Origin of the sequence: Nocardia sp. NPDC050412, from assembly GCF_044458825.1 — a bacterium.
In the GTDB taxonomy this organism is placed as follows: domain Bacteria; phylum Actinomycetota; class Actinomycetes; order Mycobacteriales; family Mycobacteriaceae; genus Nocardia.
The window spans coordinates 193,496-215,748 of record NZ_JBITIJ010000007.1; the positions used below are offsets into that span (position 1 = coordinate 193,496).

Annotated in this window: 23 protein-coding genes; 18 read left to right on the plus strand and 5 right to left on the minus strand. The window is 65.8% G+C overall.

Annotated features, from left to right (window positions below; genetic code table 11):
• The first annotated feature begins 38 nt into the window (after positions 1-38).
• Positions 39-692: a hypothetical protein gene (locus ACIBI6_RS21025; RefSeq protein WP_364346120.1), complete on the plus strand. Its 654-nt coding sequence runs from the start codon at positions 39-41 to the stop codon at positions 690-692.
• A gap of 19 nt (positions 693-711) precedes the next feature.
• On the opposite strand, the gene ACIBI6_RS21030 is transcribed toward ACIBI6_RS21025, so the two are convergent.
• Positions 712-1,608, minus strand: coding sequence for an SAM-dependent methyltransferase (locus ACIBI6_RS21030; RefSeq protein ID WP_396957421.1), 897 nt, complete (start codon positions 1,606-1,608; stop codon positions 712-714).
• A gap of 257 nt (positions 1,609-1,865) precedes the next feature.
• Between ACIBI6_RS21030 and ACIBI6_RS21035 the strand changes: the two genes are divergently transcribed.
• Positions 1,866-3,473, plus strand: a complete 1,608-nt coding sequence (locus tag ACIBI6_RS21035; protein WP_396957422.1) for a hypothetical protein — start codon at positions 1,866-1,868, stop codon at positions 3,471-3,473.
• On the opposite strand, the gene ACIBI6_RS21040 is transcribed toward ACIBI6_RS21035, so the two are convergent.
• Complete coding sequence (locus tag ACIBI6_RS21040) at positions 3,470-4,135, minus strand: response regulator transcription factor (protein ID WP_364346126.1); 666 nt, start codon at positions 4,133-4,135, stop codon at positions 3,470-3,472. The genes ACIBI6_RS21035 and ACIBI6_RS21040 overlap by 4 nt on opposite strands.
• 91 nt (positions 4,136-4,226) lie before the next feature.
• A complete protein-coding gene (locus ACIBI6_RS21045; protein WP_396957423.1) occupies positions 4,227-5,543 on the minus strand; it encodes an MFS transporter in 1,317 nt (438 codons plus the stop codon).
• Positions 5,544-5,873: 330 nt separating this feature from the next.
• On the opposite strand from ACIBI6_RS21045, the gene ACIBI6_RS21050 reads away from it, so the two are divergent.
• The 15 genes from ACIBI6_RS21050 (at position 5,874) to ACIBI6_RS21120 (ending at position 16,802) form a co-directional block, all read left to right on the plus strand.
• On the plus strand, positions 5,874-7,181 hold the full coding sequence (locus ACIBI6_RS21050) for a hypothetical protein (protein ID WP_396957424.1): 1,308 nt from the start codon (positions 5,874-5,876) through the stop codon (positions 7,179-7,181).
• Positions 7,182-7,205: 24 nt separating this feature from the next.
• A complete protein-coding gene (locus ACIBI6_RS21055; protein ID WP_396957425.1) occupies positions 7,206-7,526 on the plus strand; it encodes a hypothetical protein in 321 nt (106 codons plus the stop codon).
• A gap of 62 nt (positions 7,527-7,588) precedes the next feature.
• A complete protein-coding gene (locus tag ACIBI6_RS21060) occupies positions 7,589-7,774 on the plus strand; it encodes a hypothetical protein (RefSeq protein WP_396957426.1) in 186 nt (61 codons plus the stop codon).
• Between the two features lie 377 nt (positions 7,775-8,151).
• Positions 8,152-8,730 carry a hypothetical protein gene (locus ACIBI6_RS21065; RefSeq protein ID WP_396957427.1) on the plus strand — a complete coding sequence of 193 codons (579 nt, stop codon included), beginning with the start codon at positions 8,152-8,154 and terminating at the stop codon, positions 8,728-8,730.
• Between the two features lie 88 nt (positions 8,731-8,818).
• Positions 8,819-10,633 (plus strand): hypothetical protein, encoded by a 1,815-nt coding sequence (locus ACIBI6_RS21070; protein ID WP_396957428.1) that lies wholly within the window; start codon positions 8,819-8,821, stop codon positions 10,631-10,633.
• On the plus strand, positions 10,630-11,415 hold the full coding sequence (locus ACIBI6_RS21075; protein ID WP_396957429.1) for an ESX secretion-associated protein EspG: 786 nt from the start codon (positions 10,630-10,632) through the stop codon (positions 11,413-11,415). The genes ACIBI6_RS21070 and ACIBI6_RS21075 overlap by 4 nt, the downstream gene beginning before the upstream one ends.
• Before the next feature lie 12 nt (positions 11,416-11,427).
• Positions 11,428-11,769 (plus strand): hypothetical protein, encoded by a 342-nt coding sequence (locus tag ACIBI6_RS21080; protein ID WP_396957430.1) that lies wholly within the window; start codon positions 11,428-11,430, stop codon positions 11,767-11,769.
• 27 nt (positions 11,770-11,796) lie between these two features.
• Complete coding sequence (locus tag ACIBI6_RS21085) at positions 11,797-12,096, plus strand: YbaB/EbfC family nucleoid-associated protein (protein WP_364346146.1); 300 nt, start codon at positions 11,797-11,799, stop codon at positions 12,094-12,096.
• A gap of 138 nt (positions 12,097-12,234) precedes the next feature.
• Complete coding sequence (locus tag ACIBI6_RS21090) at positions 12,235-12,546, plus strand: type VII secretion target (RefSeq protein ID WP_396957431.1); 312 nt, start codon at positions 12,235-12,237, stop codon at positions 12,544-12,546.
• Between the two features lie 2 nt (positions 12,547-12,548).
• The gene (locus ACIBI6_RS21095; protein WP_396957432.1) at positions 12,549-13,832 is read left to right on the plus strand and encodes a hypothetical protein; all 1,284 of its coding nucleotides are present in this window, start codon (positions 12,549-12,551) and stop codon (positions 13,830-13,832) included.
• Positions 13,833-13,857: 25 nt separating this feature from the next.
• Complete coding sequence (locus tag ACIBI6_RS21100) at positions 13,858-14,190, plus strand: PE family protein (protein ID WP_396957433.1); 333 nt, start codon at positions 13,858-13,860, stop codon at positions 14,188-14,190.
• Positions 14,191-14,219: 29 nt separating this feature from the next.
• Positions 14,220-15,254 (plus strand): PPE domain-containing protein, encoded by a 1,035-nt coding sequence (locus ACIBI6_RS21105; protein ID WP_396957434.1) that lies wholly within the window; start codon positions 14,220-14,222, stop codon positions 15,252-15,254.
• Entirely contained in the window at positions 15,251-16,093 is an 843-nt protein-coding gene (locus ACIBI6_RS21110; RefSeq protein WP_396957435.1) for an ESX secretion-associated protein EspG, read from the plus strand. Before ACIBI6_RS21105 ends, ACIBI6_RS21110 begins: the two co-directional genes overlap by 4 nt.
• A 67-nt stretch (positions 16,094-16,160) precedes the next feature.
• Positions 16,161-16,463, plus strand: a complete 303-nt coding sequence (locus ACIBI6_RS21115; RefSeq protein ID WP_364346153.1) for a WXG100 family type VII secretion target — start codon at positions 16,161-16,163, stop codon at positions 16,461-16,463.
• Between the two features lie 48 nt (positions 16,464-16,511).
• On the plus strand, positions 16,512-16,802 hold the full coding sequence (locus ACIBI6_RS21120) for a hypothetical protein (RefSeq protein WP_364346155.1): 291 nt from the start codon (positions 16,512-16,514) through the stop codon (positions 16,800-16,802).
• Positions 16,803-16,895: 93 nt separating this feature from the next.
• Here the strand turns inward: ACIBI6_RS21120 and eccE are convergent, their stop codons facing one another.
• Positions 16,896-18,626 (minus strand): type VII secretion protein EccE, encoded by a 1,731-nt coding sequence (gene eccE / locus ACIBI6_RS21125; protein WP_396957436.1) that lies wholly within the window; start codon positions 18,624-18,626, stop codon positions 16,896-16,898.
• Between the two features lie 259 nt (positions 18,627-18,885).
• Between eccE and eccB the strand changes: the two genes are divergently transcribed.
• Positions 18,886-20,391, plus strand: a complete 1,506-nt coding sequence (gene eccB / locus ACIBI6_RS21130; protein WP_396957437.1) for a type VII secretion protein EccB — start codon at positions 18,886-18,888, stop codon at positions 20,389-20,391.
• A gap of 5 nt (positions 20,392-20,396) precedes the next feature.
• On the opposite strand, the gene eccA is transcribed toward eccB, so the two are convergent.
• Positions 20,397-22,217, minus strand: coding sequence for a type VII secretion AAA-ATPase EccA (gene eccA / locus ACIBI6_RS21135; RefSeq protein ID WP_364346529.1), 1,821 nt, complete (start codon positions 22,215-22,217; stop codon positions 20,397-20,399).
• Positions 22,218-22,253 lie beyond the last annotated feature (36 nt).

Genomic DNA, 22,253 nt, shown 5'->3' on the forward strand with positions numbered 1-22,253 from the left:
CACAATTGGGTACAGATGAAGGTCTGCCGAAGGAAGTCATGAATACGCGCAAGCTCTTGCTGGTGTCATTGGTGTCCGTGCCGCTGTTGACAGCCGGTTGCTCACACCAGAATTCGAAGTCGATCTCGCAGGCCGTGCCGCATCCGCCCGCCGCGCACGATGCCGCGCGGGTGCCGGCCGGTCCGGGCCCGTCGGGGACCTATACGGTGCAGCCCCAACCGGCCGAGGGCAGCTGCCATTTCGGCAAGTCCGCCAGCGGGCAGCCGCTTCCGGATCCGGCGTGCACTCCGGGCGCGACCAACCCCAAGGTCACCGCGGATACGTTGGGCAGCACCATCTGCGCGGGCGGCTACACCTCCTCGATCCGCCCGCCGGCCAACATCACCAACCGGGAGAAGGACGCCAACGCGAAGTCCTACGGCTACACCGGCCCGCTGCACGACGCCGAATACGACCACCTGGTCTCGCTGGAACTCGGCGGCGACCCCAATGATCCGCACAACCTGTGGGTGGAGCCGCCCTCCCCCGGCCACAAGCCCGGTGCCGGACCCAACAACCCGAAGGACACCGTCGAGAACCAGCTGCATTCGCTGATCTGCTCGGGCAAGGTGGCGCTGACCGATGCCCAGGACGCCATCGTCGCCGACTGGACCACCGCGCTGTCCACCGTCGGTCATCCCGACGGAAAGTGATGGTCAGCGCGCCGGCCCGCTAGGGGCGAACGGCGGTGACCAGGCTGATCAGACCGGACGGACCCTCGTTCGGGTCCGTGCTCAGCTCAGGCCGCCCTTGGGTACGCAGGTAATCGCGCAGTCCGATGCGGTCGGCGGTCCAGTCGTGGTCGGTGAACCATTCGGCGGTGTCGGTGCGTGGATCGTTGTAGATCAGGCTGAACCACTCGGCGCGTTCGCGGTCGTTGTCGTCGGAGTGCGCTGCCATCGCCGCCACGGCCTCGGCCGGCAGCGGGTCCATCTGCTCGACGGCCACCCAGCTGCCCGGGGCGCTGAGCGAGTCGATGGTCTCGAACAGCCGATTCTGGGCTTCCGCGGGCAGGTAGATCAGCAGGCCCTCGGCCAGCCAGGCCGTCGGCGTCAGTGGATCGAAGCCGTGCTCGCGCAGGGGCACCGGCCAGTTCGCGCGCAGATCCACCGGCACTTCGCGGCGGTCGGCGTGCGGCTGGTCGCCGTGGGCTGATAGTGCTTCGCGCTTGAACTCCAGCACCTGCGGACGGTCGAGTTCGAACAGCACGGTGCCCTCGGGCCAGGACAGCCGGTACGCGCGGGCATCCAGGCCTGCGGCCAGGATCACCACCTGCCGAACTCCGGCGGTCGTGGCGGCCCGGAAATAGTCGTCGAAATACTTGGTCCTGGCGAGCTGATGCTGCTGGAAATCCTGGCCGAATCCGGGTTGTGACAGCGGATGGTCCGGCAGTTCGCCGTCCAGCAACGCCGCCCACTCTTCGCCGGCGGCGCGCACGAAGACCTCTGCGAGCGGGTCGACAGCCAGCGCGCCGGGCCGCCGTCCGGCCAGGGCCCGGGCCGCGGCGACGAACATCGCAGTCGAACCGACGCTGGTATTGATGTCCCAGCTATCTCCCTCGGTGCGCATGATCGCCAACGTACTCGCCGAACCTCGGGAAATCACGGCACCGGATTACTGCCTGCCGCGGAATGCAATCGGAACCCGTCCAACGCCCATAGCGACTGCTGAAGCTGTTTGCGCAGCTATTCCCTCAGGGATGGTTAAGCCGTGGACTTTCGTGAATCGCGTGTCGCGGCGCTGTGCCAGGATAGGGGCGGTAAATAGCTCGGGCACTGTGCGTGCGTTCCGATGCGCGGTGCGCGGATGAGGGAGATTGCGGCGACGTGACCACACCTGATGGCCAAGCACCCGGCGACAAGTCGAATGAAGAGTCGATCCCGGATCACGAGCGCGCGGCGGCACTGGACGGCGATACGGAGTTCATGGCCGAGTTCATTAAGGCGTTCGAGGCAGCCGACGACAACCCCACCGACGACAACCCCACCGAGCAAGAGGATGCACCCGATATCGGCTTCACCCTCGACGAACCGGTAGACGTCGCCGAGCAGGCCAAACAGCTCATGCACCGGATCGCCCGCACGTTGGCGGCTGGTGGTCCATCGGGCTGGCGTCGCCTGGAGGCCGTGTTCGCGATGACCACGAGCACCGAAGTCGGGTTGGTGACCTTCGCCGATGACCAGCAGCGGGAGGCCCGGGTCCAGCCGGGCGATGATGTGCTCGAACTGGTTCGCGAACAGCGGCATCTGTCGGCTCAATTGAGCGACGGTCCCTGGTGGCGGCTGTTGATCGACTTGGCGAGTACCGGCGAGATCGAGGTCGACTACGACTACGGTGACGAGCCCTTCCCGGACGATCACCTATTCCTTCCCGAGGTCTATCTCGTGGATTTGCAGGCGTATCCGCGTGCGCGCCTGCCGGTTTGGCTCGCGGCCTATATCGGCCACGGTGACCGGCAGTCGCGTCCGGCCGCCGCCGCGGCCACACAGGCCAGGGTGGACCGGGAAACCGGTGTGCGTCCGGTGCCGTCCGAGCGGGACTTTCCGGCCTTTCCGGTGATGTCGGCCCGCTGGGCGGTTATCGCGGCCGCCTTCGTCGCCGCCGGATCACAATGGGGACCAAGGGTTTTGCCCGCGCTCGGCTGGTTCGAAGGTTCGAAACGCAGCGGGTCGACCCTGTATGCCTTGCCGGGTGGTCGCGCAGTGCTGTCCGGTGGTGTGTGGAACGCGCCTGAACTCGATGCCGTCTACAACGGCGGGACGTCGATGCCCGCACTGTATGCCGGTGCCCCGGAGTGGGTCGCTAATCCGGTGTTGAATCCGCGCGCGGCCAGTGGGTTGTTGTCGTTCTGCTATTGGTGGGACGGCGGTCGGTGGTATCGCGGGGAGTCGCCGACCGCGGACCGGCTCAGCGAAGCGGTGCCCGGCATCTGGACCTTCGATACGGTGGCCGGTGTAATCGCGGGCCTGGTCGCGGAGCAGCCGACCGATGGGCAGCGCGCGGCGGTGGCGAATCTGGTGTCGGCCGCGGAAATCGGTGTGGTAACACGGGATACGCTCGTCGAGGTCTTCGGCGACGACGGCACCTTCGATATCGACAGTGCCCTCTACCAACTCACGCTCGCCGGTGTGACGATCACCTTGCCGGAGCCGATCTCGCGGGAAGCCGCGATCGCCCAGGTCCGCCAGTTCATTCTGGATCAGAATATGGATACCACCGGCTATCCGCTGGAAAACCTGCGCGCGGACCGGATCAGCGTCGGCTGGATGGTGTACGTGCCGACCGAACCCGGCGAGATCTCGATCGGCCGCGCGATCTTCTATGTCGCGGATGACGGTGTGCTGGAAGAATCTTCGTCATCGGTGGCGCCGTCGGTCTATGCCGCGGAGTTCGAGCAGCGCTTCCAGCAGCGGCACGGTTCGGTGCAGAGCTAAGATCCGTCGGTGCGCCACCGATAGCCGAAACCGCGGATGGTGGTGATCAAACCGGGCCGGTCGAGTTTCGCGCGCAATCCGGCCATATGCACATCGAGCGCGCGCGATACCGAGGCCGACGAGTCGCCCCAGATGCGGTCCATCAGCTCCTGCCTGCTGACGGCGGTATCGGGTCGCTCCGCCAGGATCCGAACCAGCTGGAATTCCTTGTGGGTGAGCATGATCGGCACCCCGGCAACCTCGACCCGGCGAGCCATCAGGTCCACTAGAACATCTTGGGAGACAACCGCTTCCACGGGCGAGGTATGGATAACAGCGCGACGGGTGACCGTCTCCAGCCGTGCGACAAGCTCCGCGATGCGCGGCGGTTTCACCAGATAGTCGTCCGCGCCGGAACGCAGCGCGAGCACGACGGTGCGCTCACCGGCCCGGGCGGTGAGGACCAGCACGGGTACCGAACTGACCTCACGCAGCCGCCGCAATACCTCCAGCCCGTCCATGTCGGGTAGTCCGAGATCGAGGATCACCGCGTCGTAGTCGCGGTGCGTGCGTAGTAGGTCCGCACCGTGCCGCTTGCGGTCGACGAGGTAGCCCCGAGCGGTGAGCGCGGCCTGCAGCGCTTCACCGACTCCGTCATCGTCTTCCACCAGCACAAGCCGCACGCGCCGATCCTCGCAAAGCGAAGGTTCGACGCGCAGGAGTTTGCGGATAGCCATGCTCAGCTGGCCCTTTCGAGCGACCTGCAAGCAGTCGCTAGCGGTCGGCCATCTCGGCGTCGGCCGTCGCCTCCACCTCGATCGCGGAGTTCTTGGAGGTCTCGCGCATGAAGTAGTAGATCGTCAACGAGATCGCGATACAGATCGCGACGTACCAGAAGTACAGCGATTCGTGATTCGCCTTCTCGAGCGCCAGCGCGATGGTCTCCGCGGTGCCGCCGAAGATGGCGACGGTCAGCGCATACGGCAGGCCGACACCGAGCGCCCGAATCCGGGTCGGGAAGAGTTCAGCCTTCACGATGGCATTGATCGAGGTGTAGCCGGTGATGATCACCAGAGCCAGCATCATCAGCCCGAATGCGCCGATCGGATTGCGGGTATGTGCGAGCACGGTCATGATCGGCACGGTCAGCAAGGTACCGGCAATGCCGAAGAAGATGAGCAGTGTGCGTCGGCCGATGCGGTCGGACAGTGCCCCGGCCAGCGGCTGCAGCACCACGAAAGCCAGCAGCGCGATGAAATTGATCCAGGCCGCGGTCGGCTTGGAGATATGCGCGGTATTGATCATGAACTTCTGCATGTACGTCGTGTACGTATAGAAGGCGACAGTGCCGCCGAGGGTGAGGCCGCAAACGATCAGACATTCGCGCGGATATTGCAGCAATACTCGCAGCGATCCGCGCGCCGGACGATCGGATTCGGCCTGGAATTGTTCGGATTCGTCCATGCTGCGCCGCAACCACATGATCAGTAGCGCACCGCCCGCGCCGATCAGGAACGGAATGCGCCAGCCCCAGTTGTGCATCTGCGCGTCGCTGAGAATGTTCTGCAGCACGATCTGCACACCGAGCGCGACCAGCTGACCGGCAACCAGTGTGACGTACTGGAAGCTGGAGTAGAACCCGCGCTTACCCGGCGAGGCCACCTCGGACAAATACGTTGCGCTGGTAGCGTATTCGCCGCCGAGCGAGAGTCCCTGCAGCAGGCGCGCAAGCACCAGCAGCACCGGTGCGGCCAGGCCGATCGTCTGGTATCCGGGCGTGGCCGCGATCAGCAGCGAACCCGCGGCCATCACGGTCACCGAGAGGGTCAGCGCGGCGCGGCGCCCGAAGCGGTCGGCGTAGCGGCCGAGCATCCAACCGCCGATCGGGCGCATCAGGAAGCCCACCGCGAAGACGGCGGCCGAATTGAGTAGCTGTGCGGTGGAATCGCCCTTGGGGAAGAAGCTGTGCGCGAAGTACACGCTGAATGCCGCGTAGACATACCAGTCGTACCACTCGGCGAGATTGCCGAGCGAGCCACGCAGCACGTTGGCGATGACCCTACGCTCGCCCGTGTGTTGTGTCGTAGTCATTGTGAATCTCCTTCTGGCACCGCACCTACCGCCGCAAAGGCGACTGTGAGCCCAGTCACAGCACATTGCCAGGGGTCCGCCGATGTTCTAACGGTCCCTTAGGAAAAAGTCGGAGCCGAATTCTGTGCTCGATAATTCGGCGGTCACAGTCGCAGATGCCCTGGTCGGAGGCGGGTTCGAATTCTTAACAATCCCTTTAGCTAGTCACCATCGGTAAGGGGATGCCGGGGCCGATCCGCGTGCAACTATCGGAAAAGACACCGATGGTGCGCACACGAAACAACAGCACCTGACTGGTGAATCGATTGTGTTGGAACAGGAACGAGAGCAATGACTCGAGCATCGCGTAGCGATTCCGTGCGGGGTGGCGGTCGGGCGACGGGTGGGCGCGACGGACAGATCGGCGGCACGGGGACCGTCGCCGACCACGCCCAGTACGCCGACACGCTGGTTTCGCGCATCGCGAGCGAGTTGGGGGAACTCGGACCACGCGGTTGGCAGCGTCTGAACGCGGTATTCGCGCTGACGGTGAGCGTCGAGTCGGCGCGAGTCGAATTCACCGGCGAGTATCGGCCGGTACGCCTGGAAGTCCCGGAACCGGTGCTCGCATTGGTGCGGCAGTATCGCGGCGAGGTCGCAGCGGCCGGTACCGAGCCATGGTGGCGACTGTTGTTGCAGGCCAACGCATATGGTGACATCGAAGTCGACTACGACTACGGCGACGAGCCGTTCCCGGCCGACCAACTCTTCCGCCCGGAGGCGTATCGCGCCGATGTGGCGGCGTATCCGCGGCCGCGACTGCCGGTGTGGTTGGCGGCCTACATGAGTCATCGCGACCGACAGTCTCGCCGCCCGCGCCGTGCCGTGGCCGCCGCGCTCGTCGACCGGGCGCACGGGGTGACCGCGCGTCCGGTGGATCCGGAACTGCCGTCGTTCCCCCAGTTGTGGGCCCGATGGGCGATGATTTCGGCGGCGCACGTTGCCGTCTCGTCCGACCGCGGACCGCGCGTCGTGCCGTCGAACGGCTGGTTCGAGAGCGGCGGGAACGGCAGCAGCGGCTCCACGCTGTACGCCCTGCCGGGCGGCCGAGCCGTGCTTTCGGGCGGAGTTTGGGACGCACCGGCTTTGAACGCGGCCTATAACGGCGGCGTCGGTCTGCCGAATCTTTATGCGGCAGCCCCGGATTGGGTGACCAATGCGGTGCTGAGTCCGCGCGCGGCCGTCGGCTTGCTCTCGTTCTGCTTCTGGTGGGACGGCCAGCGGTGGTACTGCGGGGAGTCGCCTTCGGTGCAGCAGTGCGGTGTGGCGATGCCGGAAATCTGGGAGTCGCACACCGTGATCGAGACGGTGGCCCGGTTACTGTCGGGGGATCCGGGCACCCGAACACGAACCGCGGTGGCGCACTTGCTGTCTGCCGCAGAGTGCGGTGTGGTCACTCGAGAGCTATTGGTGGACACCTTCGGTCGCGATGCCGATCTCGAAGCCGCGATTCGTCAGCTGTCCGCAGCCGGATTGTTTGCGCCGCAACCGAATCGAGTCCATACCGGAATTTCGCAATCCGAGCCGGTTACCGGAAGTATGCCGGAATTTCACCTTTTGGACGACAGACGTCCATGCGATGCTCGAGTTGCGCTATAGCCCGAGGTCAGAGGAGGGTTCGAGATGAGTGAGGGCTTCCGGGCGACACCGTCCGGGTTGCACAAACCGTCGGCGGACCTGGCCGAGGTCGCCGGCAAAATCCAGGCGATCGTCTCCCGGCTGAATGCGGAGAACGCCCGGAATTGGGGCAGTTGGGGGACCAACGGTCGCGGACCGGAATTCGCCGGTGGCGAAAATGGTTACCAGGCATCGCATGACAACCTGCTCAGCGTATTGAACGCGCAAATCGAGACGCTGCAGAACTATTCGCAAGGCGTCACCGACGCAGGAGTGGCGCTCACCGGCACCGATCAAGCGGGTCGCGACGATTTCGAGAGCATCTGACGCCACCGACGTCGAAGTCCGAGCTGGTTGTAGGGGTACCGGGGTGAGCTAGGAGGGATTCGATGGCGGACGACATTTCGATCGGACAATTCACCGATCTCATGGAGATGATGCGGGCGGGGGTCGAATCCATTGCGCGCGAAGGAGAAACAGGCTCTGCTCACGGCCACCGGATATTCGGCGGGCAAACGCGTCGCGGTGGTCGTCAACGCCAAAAATGTGGTCATTCAGACCCGATTCGCCGATGACGTAACGGATTTGACCTATACCGAACTGGCTCGGCGAGCAACTGCCCGACGGGCCCGCCGACAAGATCGACGATGCGGGACTCGAACTCGCCGACCTGGTCGAGCGGGAGCTGGAAAGCCCGGCGGGCGAAGTCCGGATTGTGCTGGCAGAGAACGGGGATTCCGGGCGATCGCGAGCTGCACGCGACCGTCGGTGATTCGAGCTTCACGCTGACCGAATCGAACCGCATGCCGACTTGGCTCGCTGACGCAATCGCGCCGATACGCCATGTGCGCGTACATGTTCCGGGTGAGGTAGCGATCGTGGTCGAGTCGCGCAAGATCCCGCCACCCGCCGGGCACTGGCCGCGTTCGACCACCTGAATTCGCCCCCGGAGGTGGCACAGGACAATATCGACCACGGCCTGCGCCATCGCGCCCGGATCAACCGCGGCCGACTGCATGGCTGCCGAACCAATGTCGTAGGTGAATTCGTCGAATGCCGATTCGGCGACGAAAGAGTCGAACTCACCGTCTACCCGCTGTGGGATCAGGATTTCCGGACCGGATTGCGCGAACTGGAACGGACCGGGCAGCAGGACCGGACGGTCCCGATCGAGGCGTTGGCCGACCTCATCGCAACGGACCCGCGTGAACGACATGGGAACTGGTTCGAGACGCGAGCCGATCCGCTGGAGGTCGGCACCCACGAACGCGGCCTCGGGCTGCTGGAGGAGACGGCTACCGTCCGGGGCGTCGATGTGCGACGGGACGGCAAGTGCGTCTGGTTCGAAGTCGAGAAACCACCGGACGAGCCCGCCACGCAACCCGAACTCGGTGAAACCCACAAGCCGGATCCGACAGGCCCGTCGGTGACGGTTCCACCGACCACGGCATCCCAGGACAACCGGAGAGCTCATGAGCACCAGCATGATTCACGACGAGGTCACCGAGCGTTCACGCAGCTCATGGGATGATCGGTGTCGTATGTGCGCGGATGAGGGGCGACGCGAGGGGGCGCACACCGCGCGTCGACGCAGCGCCGAGCAGGACAGGAGTTGACCAATGGCGCCGACAGATGACAAGCCCAATCCGTGGCAGCTCTCCGGGGACGATATCGGCAAGGATTCACAGAATCTGACGGTCAAGCAGAAGAGTCTGCAAACCCTGGCCAAGTACGCGATCGATCTGTATGACGTCTTCGACACCATCGAGGGTTGGACCCACTTCGTCGAGAAGGTCGATGGATTCGGGAATCTCCCCTCCGGCATCGCGCTGCAGGGAAAGTTCCAGCGCGCGGGCCGCGATCTGAACGACAGGGTCAAGAGCCACAAGACCATTCTCAAAGACCTGGCACAGCAGTTCATTACCGCGGGCAAGCTGTACACCGCCGCCGAGGAGGCCAATACCTCCGGATTCGATCGGCTCAGGAATGCCCGCTCCGCCGAACGCCACGGAAGTTGGAGTCTGCCCGCCGACGGCACCACCAAGATCCCGGATTGGGGCGGGAAGACCGGCCGAACCGATAAATACGGCGGACCACCGGCCGACCTGAAGCAATACGCCAACGAGAAGGACGGCCGCGATACCGAACCGGTTCGTCCGGAGCCGGCGAGTGTCCTGGATTACCCGACCGCCTACTCATGGCATCAATCGTTGATCAACGGGATGGGGCACACCTCCGACGCCTCCGGCGTCTGGAGCGATATGGCCGAGCATGTAACGGGACCGGCCGCGAATCTGGGCAACCAGATGACTGCGATGCAGACCTCGGATGATTGGAACAGTGACGCCGCCGTGAAGGCGGGTGGCGCAGTCCAGGCTTATGTGTCCGGTGTGCAGAACATGGTCGAGGGCATGCGCACGGTCGCCAGCAACCTGCTGAACACCTCGGGCTGGCTGTGGGCGGTGCAGGCGAATACCCCCAATATCCCGCCGGACACGGTCGGCACCCAGTACGCGCGTGATGAAGTCGACAAGGCCAAGCGGATCTTCAACGACTGGTACGTACCCGGACTCGCGGCATCGAGCAATGCGATTCCGCTCATGGTTCAGCCGGTGAGCCCGGTGGTGCAGCCGACCGCGCCGACGCCGTCGCCCAACCAGACCCAGCAGACCGGACCCGGTGGTGGCACCGGCGGGACCGGCAGCGGAAAAGGTGGGACCTCGGCCGCCCAATCAAAGGAAGCTCAGCAGGCGCTCGCCGATCAGCGCAGGGCGACCCAGCAGGCCCAAAAGACCGCGGCCGAGCAACGCCAGCAGGCCGAACAGCAGCGTCAGCAGGCCGAGCAGCAGCGTCAGCAGGCCGAGCGCGAGGCCGCGCAGCGCGAGGCCGCACAGCAACAGGCGGCCCAACAAGCCGCGCAGCAAGCGGCCCAACAAGCCAGTCAGTCCGCGCAGCAGGGCATGGATGGCGTGAAGCAGGCAATGGACCAGGCCGCACAGGCGGCGGCCCAACAAGCGCAGGCCGCGGCGGCCAAGGATATGCAGTCGGCAGGCCTCGCCGGCCTGCCTTCCGCGCTCTCGGCGTTGGGTAAGGACGCGCTCAAGGCAGGCGGCGGTAGCGGCGCAGGCAAGGGTAGTGGCGCAGGCGGTGCGGGTAGCGGCGCGGGAGCGAATCTTTCACCCAATAGCCTGCAGAATTCGAAGCTTTTTCCGCGGGCGGCGGCTGCCGAGATGGCCGGGGCCGCGACGGCGAGCCGCGCGGGCATCGCGAGCACCGGCCAGCCGGGTTCGCCCGGTGGTATGGGACCCGCGGGCCACGGCGCCGGTGGTCAGAACAAGGAACATAAGCGGGCCGCGTATCTGGATTCGGTCGAGCACATCGAAGAGGCGCTCGGCGACGCGCCGGTCGTCGTCAAACCCATTGTCGAGCAATGAATCGCACCTGGAAGTTCACCGACCTGGAATTCATCGTCCAGTGGGAGGCGTTGAAGCAGGACTACCTGCCGGAACCATTCGTGTACACCTGTCGCACCTGGGTGAACGAGGATTATGTCCGGGAACAACAGGATGCGCTGGTGTGGCTGCGGCACTCCGGAGATCGGTCGTTCGACGATGTGCTGGATGTGCTGGCCTTCCCTGACCTGCGCATCGTCGCGGAAGGCTACGACCCGGCGGAGCCGTGGAAGCCGGACGTGCCGGTTCGGCTGCACGGTGTTCGCCGGGGGGACCGCGGCTATGTCTTCTCCGAGCTGCCCGGCGAAACATACTGGCATTCCGGTGGTTTCACGATTGCCGAATGCGATGCGGTCGATCTCGCCGGTGCGATCGTGCGAGCGCTGCCGGAGGTCGAGTCGGGACGCCGCGCCACCGCGGTGCTGTCCACCCAGGACGCGGGCGACGGCCTGGATTACTCGCTCGGCCGATCGGTCGTGCACGATTCCTTCGACGATTCGATCGCCGATCGCTCCGCGGAATTCTTGGCACTACCGACATCCTGTTCCGGGACGATCGATGTGATCCAGGGGATGTCGCGTTTCGGCCCACGCGGGATCACTCGACATCGGCTGCAGTGGCGCGACATTCGCGACGACGGCCGCTATGCGATCGACGATCGGAATCCTCCGGTGGCGCGTGCCATCGATGCGAAACACCTCACCGCGATGATCAATTCGCGAGTCGCCGAGGTGGTCCGTGCGATCAAGGACGAGCGAGTCTGAAAGGTGGCCGCCATGGACGAAGCACAATCGGGAATTCCCGAATGGACCGCGACCTCGCGCAGCGGCGCGATCGCGGTGCGCACCACGGAACTGGGTCTGCCACTAGGTATTTCGGTCGATCCGGCCGAGTTGAAGGGCGATCCGCAAGCATTGGCGGCCGAGGTGTTGCGATTGTGCAGGCAGGCGGCCAATCGGGCCGGAATGGCGCGTCGGGCGGAGTTGGCGGCGGCGGGGGTGCCGGCGGAGATGTTGGCGCTGACCGGGTTGCCGACTGCCGAAGATGTTGCGCGCCAGGAATTAGTCGAGGAGCAGGAGTACGAGACCGAGCCGGACAGTTGGTTGCGCCAGGTGTAGTCCCGTTGTCCGAGAGGAGTTTTCATCGTGTACGAGACCATGGACGAACTGATGGCCAGCGTGCAGCGGCGGCTGTATCGGATCCGGGATCTGACCGACGATATGGCCGGGGTGCGCGGCCGCGAGACCGCGCAGGACGGTTCGGTCACGGTGGAGGTCGACGGCAACGGTACGTTGCTGGATCTGCGGTTCTCCCAAGCAGTTTCGCGGATGACGCCAGCGGAATTCGAGTCGACCCTGGTGGCGACCGCGGCCGCCGCGGTGCGGCAGGCATTCGAGCGACGTAGCGAATTGGTCACTGCCTTCAATGAGGAAGTTGCCGAGTAGACACCCGACGTTCACGCTGTCCCCGTAGAACTTTTGTCAAGAACCTTGAGTTTGTGCAAATTTGCTTTCGGGCTTTGCAGTTCGATTGACAGGTTCTATGAAGAGTCGGTCAATTCCATTACGGGATGGGGGATCACGATGAGCGAACTCATAGCAACGCCTGATGCGATTCGGGCGTATGGGGACGCTGCAGTGGCCATGGCGACCGGTGTCGCGACGGCAGGTGCGTTCGACCAGGTGGCAACGGTGGCGGCGGCCGCGCCGGTATTCGGCTTGATCGGCCAGGACTTTCTGATGGCCTTCGCCTACGCGCAGTCCAATCACGTGAGTTCGATGTTCGAATTGGCCGGTGTGCACGCGGGTACCGCGCTGACCGCGCACCAGGGGGCCGCCGCCTACGAGGCAGCGGAGGCGGCATCCGGCACCGAATTCGGCGCCGCCGGCGTTTAGCAATGACTGCGCCGCTCGACCCGTCGATCGTGGATCTGCTGCGCGGCAGTGCGCTTGCGCCGCTGATCGATCGACCGGTCAACGACATCCTGAACGATATGGGCCTCGGCCCACTTCCTGAAATCTCCGGGCTGCCGCCGCTGCCCGAACTGCCGCCGCTGCCGGTCATCGATCTGGCCGCACTGGCCAGGCCGCTCACCGATATGGCGAGCGGCTTCGGCACCGGAAATCTCGGCGCGCCCGCGGGCGGCGGTCCCGATCCGACCAAGGTGCTCTCCGATACCGCGCAGGCCGCGCAGACCGCGATTCAACTCGGGACGCAAGCGCTGCAGACCGTGATGTCGCTGTGGCAGGGCTTGGCCGCGATGCAGGCGGCGAACAAGTCCGGACAGGCTGCGGAAAACGGCGCCGAGCTGGCCACGCAGAGCGTGCAGGAGAAGGCGTCGCTCGCCGGCGGCGCGACCTCGGTGGCGACTGGCGGCGCGCTGATGGTCTCGGTCATCGCCAAGTACATGGCCACCGTGGCCGCGGCGACGCCGTGGCTGGCCACCGGTGGTGGACAAGCATTTATCGCGGCGGCGACGGTGGAGGCGATCACCGAGGGCATCGCGGTGGTGACCAAGACGCGGGTCGAAATGACGGCGCATTCGGCGAATATGACCGCGGTGGGCAAGAAGGTCAAGGTCACCAACGCGCCCAGGGGCGTCGATTCGATGCAGCAGGTGATGCAGCTGCTCAACCCGCTGATGACCATGGCGCAGACCGGCGCGCAGACGCTCACCCAGGTCGCGACGCAGAACGCGACGCAGGCTCAGAAACGTCAGGCCGACGCCATCGCTGAGGAACATCAGGACCGCGAGGCCACGCAGAAGGCCGAGCACGACGCCACGGGTGGTGGCGCAGGCGGCGGTGGTCCCGCTATCGGCGGCATCGGCGCGGCTCCGATATCGACACCATTGAGCCCGTGGAGCGGACCGCGCACCGCCGGACTCAGCGGTATGCCGGGCTTCAATGCCGGCGGGACCGGTTCCGCGGCAGCCGAACCCGCCGCCGCGGTGCGTGGCGCCACCGGCGCGCCGGGCAACCCGGGCGTGATGCCCTACGGTGCGGCGGGCGCGGCAGGTGCGCGCGGGGCGGGGGATGCGGGCGGCGATATGCCCAGCTTCCTGGTCAATGCCGAACACGGTGAAGCGGTCGTTGGACCGATCGAGGGGGTCTCGCTGCCGGTGGTCGGCGCGGCCGAACAGATCTCGGAGCCACCACCGGATAAGGAACTCACCCTGTAGGGGTTTCGTCATTCAGGAGGTTGCGATGGCAAGCGGCGGTGCAGATTTCGATGGAGTCATGTTCGATCCGGCGGCGGCCCGGGATGCGGCCGCCCGGCTCGACGGACTCGCTGCCCGACTGGAAGCGGAACTGCGCGAGGGCTCGCCCGCATTGACGGTGCCGCCGGCCGCTGCCGACGAGGTTTCGGGGCGAGCGGCGCAGACGATGAACGATGTCGCAGCCTCCTACGGGCAGAGCGCGACCGCCGGAATCGTGGAATTGCGCAAACTGGCAGCGACCTTGCGCGCGCAGGCAGCGCAGTTCGGTCGCGCCGAAAACGACAATGTCGCCGACTTCGGCGTCCCCGGCGCCGCCTGAGCCCACAGCGAATACGACACGGAGTCAACATGATCGAACCACCGCAGCCCGGTTTCACCGGTGTGGTCTGGGGCGCGCGCGAGCCGGATCGGCTGGCGCGTGAACTGTCCACCGGTCCCGGCGCGATACCGATGGCCGAGGCCGGTGCCGCGTGGACCCGGCTGGCCGCCGGATTCGGTGCGGCGGTCGCCGAATACGAACTGATCGTCACCTCGATGCGCGGTGCGTGGCAATCCAACACGAGCGGCCCGGTGCTGGACCGGATTTCGCGGCTGCGCGATTGGCTCGCCGATGCCGCGACGGCCGCGGGCAACAACGCGGTACGCGCCGAAACGCAAGCCACCGCTTACGAATTGGCACGGATGACAATGCCGCATACCACCGAGATCCAGGCCATCCAGACAGTGCAGCGGATGCTCGAATCGATCGGCGGCGCGCTCGGCGCACCGATCGAGGCAGTGGCTGCCCAGGCCGATACCGACGCGGATATGGCGAAGGCGGCGGCCGCGCGGGTGATGCAGACTTATGAGGCCGCGACCGAACCGCTCGCGACACCGTGGATTCAGCAGGAGCCACCGGCGATCGCCTCGCCGGCGGCGCTGGCGGCCGAGAAGACGAGCGCCCCGGTGACGGCAGCGACATCAGCCCTGTCTGCCCTGCCCGCGATCACGCCGGGCATGTTCATGCGGGGCGGAATCGGTGCGGCGCCGACGTCCGCGAAGTTGCAGCCGTATCGGGCGCCGGTCTGCACCGAAGCGCCCACGCCGGTGGAAGTGACTACACCACAACCGGTTCCGACATCCTCCGCGAGTTCCGGTGCGCTGCCGATGGTTCCCGGCGCGATGACGGCGGGAGCCGGTGCCGAGGAAGAGGAATACGCCCCGCGCGCGGCCGCCGTGACCGGCGATGCCATCGGCGCCGATCTCGGCATCGCCGCCGCTCCGGCGGTACTGGGTGCTCCGGCGGTACTGGGTGCTCCGGCGGTACTGGGTGCTCCGGCGGTACTGGGTGCTCCGGAAGCGCCCACGGCCACCGGTCGGACGGCATCGGGAGGTGCCGAATGACGACCATGACCAACGATGGTCTGCTCGCGGTCGCCGAACGGCTCGGCGTCCAGACCTTGCCGCTGGTGCTTTCGGTTGGTCCGCAACAGGATTCATACGATGCATGGGTCGATTCCCAGCAGCGCGCGGTGACCGAGCTGGTCGGCGCGGGCGTGCTCGACGCCGATGGCGATGTCGACTCCGAACTGGCCGACGCCATGTTCACGCTGGCCCAACCCGATCGCGAGCTGGTCGCACGGATCTATGCGACCGCGCCCGACGGGACACCCGCGGTGACCCGAATCTGCCTGGCCCGTCGGGGCGAAAAGCATGCCATCGCGGTGCGCACCGGCGACAGCTTCGACGTGCGGACCGTCTGGGCGGACGGATCGGGCGAGGCGCTGGTGCGTCCGCTGCTCGATGCGCTCGGACCCGCAACGCCCGCGGAGGTGGTCAATTTCAGCGCGCTGTCGACCGAATTGAGCCAGCGGCTCACCGCTAGCGACTGCTTGCAGGTTGCTCGAAACAACAATGCGGCGCGAACCTCCGAGGACTACGCGGACGCCGTATATGCCCTGGGTGTCGCCGATCGCGATGCCACCGCATACGGGCTGGCCTTCGCCTCCTGCCACGCCTTCGCCGAGATCGTGGCCTACGCCCATCTCGACGGTACGACCACCCGGCCGCCCAGTGCGGTCGCGGTCTATGACACCGGACGCGGTCGCATTGTGGCCGCGCCCGGGATTGCTGCGGATCAGCAGGTCTGGTCCACGGTGACACCGGGCACCGATCACCGTATCGCGCAGGCGATTTCGGCACTGATCGAATCATTGCCCGGGGGAAGGTGGCTTCCGCAGTAAACCTTCCGGCGATGTCACCCGACATCGTTTCCGGGCATTGGAATCACAACACGAGAGGGTGTCCACGATGAGTGGTGAAGGTGTACACGTAGACGAGGCAACCGCGAAGAAGGCCGAGGAGTTCATGGCCGCCGCGGTCGACAACATGCAGCGCACGCTGAAGAAGATCGATGACGAGGTCGCCGCGGCGACCCACTGGGAAGGCGATGCGAAGGCGGCGTTCGTCGCCGCCTCGACCAACTGGGCCCAGCACTCCCAGGAGTTGCACAAGAAGCTCAACGCCATTACCGAGCAGGTCGGTCACGGCACCCAGCAGTACATCCAGATGGAGCAGGCGAACCGCGAGGGTTTCGAGCACATCAGCCTGTAATCGCCTGGGCCGACACACTATTCAGTCTTCGATTCGGAGGTAATCACCATGACTATGGCATACGCCAAGGGCCCGATGATGGCTCTGTTCAACGATCTGGTCACCCTGCACGGCGACCTGATCAAATACGGCAGCGATATGGAGGACGCGGGCGGCGTGCTCAAGGTGGCGTGGGAGGGCAACGTGGCCCACGCCAGCTTCAAGCAGGTCTACGACGCCTGGCACTCCGAGTACGGTGACACGCTCACCTCACTCGACAATGTCGCCGCGGCGGTGGAGAACTCGCTGCACCGCGCGCTCGGCACCGACAGCAAGATCGGTGACGGCTTCGGGGCCTGAACCTCACCGTAGCGATCGCTTGCGGGTCGCTCGAAAAGGCGCAGCACGGCCGGTCGGTAGCGTTACGTTTCCGGACCGGCCGTGTTCGTTCGATTACCTTGCTGCGGCGAGGGATTCGCCGATGTACCACATCTCGTCCGGGGTGGTGACCATATTGACCGTCGCGCTGGCCGTCGAGGTCCGCACCGTGATCAGGTTGGGAGCCGAAATATCCTGCACCAGAACGATATCGGCATCGAACTGCGCATCGGGCTGCTCGGGCGCGCGGACGTGCACGATGGTCGCGCCACCGGTCAGCGCGGTGGGTGCGATGCCGTCGAAGACCACCACGGTCGCGGTGGGAATGGGCCCGCCGGGTTGCGGTGGTGCGAGGTGATGCCCAGCACCGGCGAACCGCGGAGCCAGCGAGAGCGAATGCGGCGCATCGACATTGGCGACCATGGACTGCCAGGCCTCGGGCCGGTCGGTGTGCACGATGGTGTGCGCACCGAGGGCGATGGCCCGCAGGATGACCTGCTGGGCCAGATCCAATCGACCGATCACCTCGAGATGTCTGGTGCCGTCACCGATCAGTGGTACCGCGATGCCCTGACCGGCATTGTCGGCACCGATCAGCTGGCCGCAACCGGCGGTGGGCACGACGATTCCGTCCAGCGCGGCGAGCGGGCCGCGGTAATCACCCGCGTGGTCGCCATCGCGACGAGCGGTGCGGGCGGGCAGACAGTCCAGCAGCGCGCGGAACTGCTCACCCGGCAGCGTGCGCAAACCGGGCACCGGCGGCTCGATCGGTTCGGACGCGGTATCGAAGCGGACCAGCGCGCCCAACCTGATCGGCGGGGAATCGGTTTCGCGCCCATCGCCGGGCCGCTGCGTACCGGGCCGCAGGCGCACGGTGACCGTGGTGGTCAGGCTGGGCGTGGCCCAGATATCGGCGAAACCGGGCGAGCCGACCAGTTCCGGGCCGATCTCATAGCTGGTCAGGTACAAGCCATGGTGTACCAGCGATTTCGGGGTTTCGACGAATCCGTCCAGTGGTATGCCGCGGGTGAGTTGGCGCACCGCGCTGTTCATCTCGCCCGCGGTCAGCACCGATACCGAGATGTCACGGGCGGCGAGTCGATTGGCCACCCTTCGGGTCGCGATGATCGCGGTCCGCAGCGCACCCGCGCCGCCACCGCCGCGGTTGTCGACGGCCTCGGCGTTCGCGAGCGGATCCAGTCGCAGCACCAACCAGACCGTGCGATGCGCGATGGCGGGCAGCGGGCCGAGGATGCGGTCGTAGAGCTGTGCGACCGGACCGCCGCCCGCGGTCCGCGCGCCGGTGCTGATCACATCGATCGAGGTCAGGTTGATATCGAATTGGCTGAGGCAGCGGCCGATTTCGGTGAGCGGAAGCACCTGGTCGGTGGACAGCGAACCGCGACGCAGCAATGTCAGCGCATCCGGTGGCGGATCGATGCGCAACATGGTCAGCAACAGATTGCCGTCCCAGCGCACGCCGTAACTGCCGCCCTCCGGTAGCGGCACATCGAAGGCGGCTTGGCCGGTATCGGCGGGGCCGGGCCGGGTCCGCCGCCAGCGAAAGGCGATCGCGCGCGAGAGAATGCCGACGATATTGCGTGGCTCGCGCCGACGCACCGGTACCGCGCCGGCAATGAGAACGGCCGCGGCGACCGCGATCACGGCGACCGTCGGCGCATGCAGCGCCGTCGCGATCCAGGCCGCGATCGCGGCAATCAGCGCGAGCGGAATCGTGAGTCGCAAAGGCATTTGACGCAGCAGCCAGAATTCCGGATCACGTAACGTTGTGTGCGTAGCGTTCACGGAGTTTTCGTTTCCGGTTAATTCACGCGCGTTCGCTCCGGAGTCGGTATCGCGTTTGTTCACAGCCCCGTCCCCGATAATCAGACCAGTATTGCGATAACAGTACCGCGCAACACGCGTGCGCGCCGTGGCCTTTTCGCGCGACCTGCAAGCAGTCGCTACGGATGGAGTTGGTTTGCTCGATTGTCGCTGAATTGACACCGCGGCACCGAACGATACTGTAATTACCCTGTTCCCCCCGTAGTTCGATGGAGACCATGTGCCGGCTCAGCTGACCACCAAGGCCCAGGTCAACGGCTACCGCTTTCTGCTGCGCCGACTCGATCACGCACTGGTCCGCCGCGATGTGCGGATGCTGCACGACCCCATGCGATCTCAGCTGCGTTCGATGCTCGTCGGTGCCACCCTCGGCCTGCTCATGGTGGCCGGCGCGGCCATCCTGGCCTTCCTGCGTCCGCAGGGCGCGATCGGCGACGCGAATATCGTGATCGGCAAGGACAGCGGCGCGCTGTATGTGGTGGTGGCCGAATCCGAGGACAAGAAGGACGACAAACGCCTGCATCCGGTGCTCAACCTGGCCTCGGCCCGGCTGATCAGCGGCAGCAACGAATCGCCCAAATCGGTGAAGGATGCCAAGCTTTCGTCGATGCCGCGCGGTCCGATGCTCGGAATCCCGGGTGCGCCCGCGGCACTGCCGGGTTCGACGCAGGGCGGCCGCTCGGACTGGTCGCTGTGCGAAACGGTGCAGCTTTCGATCACGGGCAGCGCGGCCGCGGCGACCGGTGTGGAAACCGCGGTCTTCGCGGGTAAACCCCAACTCGACGAACGCATTCGGACTCTGGGGCCGTCGGATGCGCTGCTTGTGCGACGCGCCGATAAGACCTATCTGATCTATGACGGTAAGCGCGCGGAGGTCGACCTCGGCAACTCGGTACTGGCACGTGCGCTGAACCTGGCCGCGCACAAGCCACGACCGGTCGGCACCGGCCTGCTGGATGCCGCCGTCGCGGTTCCGCCGCTGGCCGTGCCGGATATGCCGAAGGCCGGACAGCCCGGTCCGGCAAAGCTTTCCGATGTGCCGATCGGCGGAGTCATCGCGGTCGGCGGCACCGGTCGCACCGATCAGTCCCAGCTGTATGTGGTGCTCGCCGACGGTGTGCAGCCGGTCACCGATTTCGCCGCGCAGGTCATCCGCACCGCGAATTCCCAGGGCATGCGCGAGATCAAGGCCGAACCGCCGGATGTGCTGACCAATATGCCGGTACTACACCAGCTTGCGCTCGACCACTTCCCGGTCAACACCCCGAAGATAGTTTCCGCCGAGGACGCCCCGGTCACCTGTCTGAGCTGGGCAAAGGGGCCCGAATCCGGCGACGATGCGGCCGAAAGCCCCACCGACCGCGCCGCGATCACCCTGCTCGCGGGCAACCGTGTGCCACTGCCCAGCTCGGCTGAGCCGGTGAGCCTTGCCACCTCCGACGGCACCGGCGATCGGGTCGATTCCGCCTATATCCCACCGGCTTCGGGGGAGTTCGTGCAGGTGACCGGAACGGAGCCGGGCAGTTTGCGCCGCGGTGGCCTGTTCTATGTGGCGGACAACGGAATCCGCTACGGCATCCCGGATATTGCCACCGCCCAGGTGCTCGGACTCGGCGGCGAACCGCGCCTGGCCCCCTGGTCGATCATCGGTCAGCTGGTGCCCGGACCGACACTGTCGAAGAACGATGCGCTGGTCGAGCACGATATCTTGCTTGTCGGAAACTGAAGTCTTCAGACTCCGAGCGAAGCCAGCACACTGCCGAGCGCGGCCTGCATATCCGGCGCTTCGATGCGCATGAGCACCGTCTCGTCCACCGCGCTCAGATCCAGCGACTCGTCATTGGCCAGGCGGAATTCGCGTTCCTCCTCGGCGGATTCGATGATGTTGCGCACGAATCGACCATTGCCCGCGAGATCGATGCCCCGGCGCGGCTGTCCGCTCTGATCGACCCGCTCGGTCTCGTACAGCCGTCCGCACGCCTCGATCAGCAGTTCCATTGCCCCCTCGGACAACTCGGAATCGCGTGAGCGGGCGATCAGGCTACCGATCTGGCCGAGTTCGGTCGGGGTGTAGGACGGGAACTGCAGGCGTTTGGCGAAACGTGAAGCCAGACCGTCGTTCGCGGCGAGCAGCCGGTCGATCTCGCCGTCATAGCCCGCGATGATGACCACCAGGCGGTCGCGGTCGTTTTCCATCCTGGCCAGCAGCGTATCCACCGCCTCGCGGCCGAAGGCGTCACCGCCCTGCAAACCGGTTTGGATCAGCGTGTATGCCTCGTCGATGAACAGCACACCGTCCATCGCGGTATCGATCAGCTTGTCGGTCTTGATCGCGGTGCCGCCGAGGTTCTGGCTGACGAAGTCCACGCGCTTGGCCTCGACGACCTTATCGGTCTTGAGAAGTCCCACGCCGCAATAGATTTTGGCAACCACCCGGGCGATGGTGGTCTTACCGGTGCCGGGCGGACCGGTGAAGGCCAGGTGGTTGCCGCGGGCCATGCTGGCCATACCCTTCTCGGCCCGGATCTTGGCCAGCTGCGCGGTCGCCTGCAACTTCGCGACCTGCGTTTTCACCGATTCGAGGCCGATCTGCTTATCCAACTCGGCGCGCGCGTCGGCGAGGATCTTCTTGGCGCGGTCCTCGGCGTCGGCATGCCGCATCGCCTCCACCGAAGGCGCCGAGGCCGGATCCCAGCGGTCGATGCGCGCGTCGATCGACTCCTTGGTCGTCACCGTGAGCCGGTAGCTGCGATCGCGCATGGCTGCGGTATTGGCGGCGAAATCCGGTGCCTGCGAATACACCTTCTCGAAAAGGGCCTGCGCCTCGGCCTCTTTACCGGTCTCGCGCAGGCACAGGCCGCGGCAGAACATGGCGGTGGTTCGGGCCGCCGGGATCGGACCCGCCTCGGCCTGTTCCATGCGCCGGATGGCCTCGCCGAACAGGCCGAGCTGGGCACAGGCCGAACCGACCATCACATGCGCGCCCGCCGCCAGATACGGGTCGTCCCATTCGGCGGATCCGGCGAGTACGGACATCACATCGGGCCAGCGCTGGGTGTTGAAGTGCAGTACGCCACGGATATACGCGCAGATCCGGTCGTCGATCTCGCGATCTGTATCGGAGAGCATCGAGGCGCGGTGGGTGGCGAGTTCGTCGAGCACCCGTTCCGCCTCGTCGTACTCCTTTTCGGAAATCAGCTGTGCCGCTTGGGCCAGCCAGATTTCGGTATAGCTGGCCAGCGGGTAGTCGATGTACAGCCCGGCCAGGAAGCGTCCGGCCAAGGCCCGCGGCGCCAGCCCCAACCGGCGTTGCTCGCGGAAAAGTGTTGTCCCACTGTTCTTGTACAGGTTGTAAAGCACCTCGGTGGTGACCTCACCGGCGGCGGCCCGGCCCAGCCAGGCATCGCACATCGTCGGATCCCACTCGGTGGCACGCTGGAACGCCAGTTTCGCGTACTCGAGATCGCGAGCCGATTCCTGTCCGTCGATCGTCAGGCCCAGCGACAGGATTCCGGCGTCGAAGGCCCGTTGTGCTTGGCGGTTGCCGGTCATTGCTGTCAAACCCCGAAGTGTTGGATTGAGCTATCT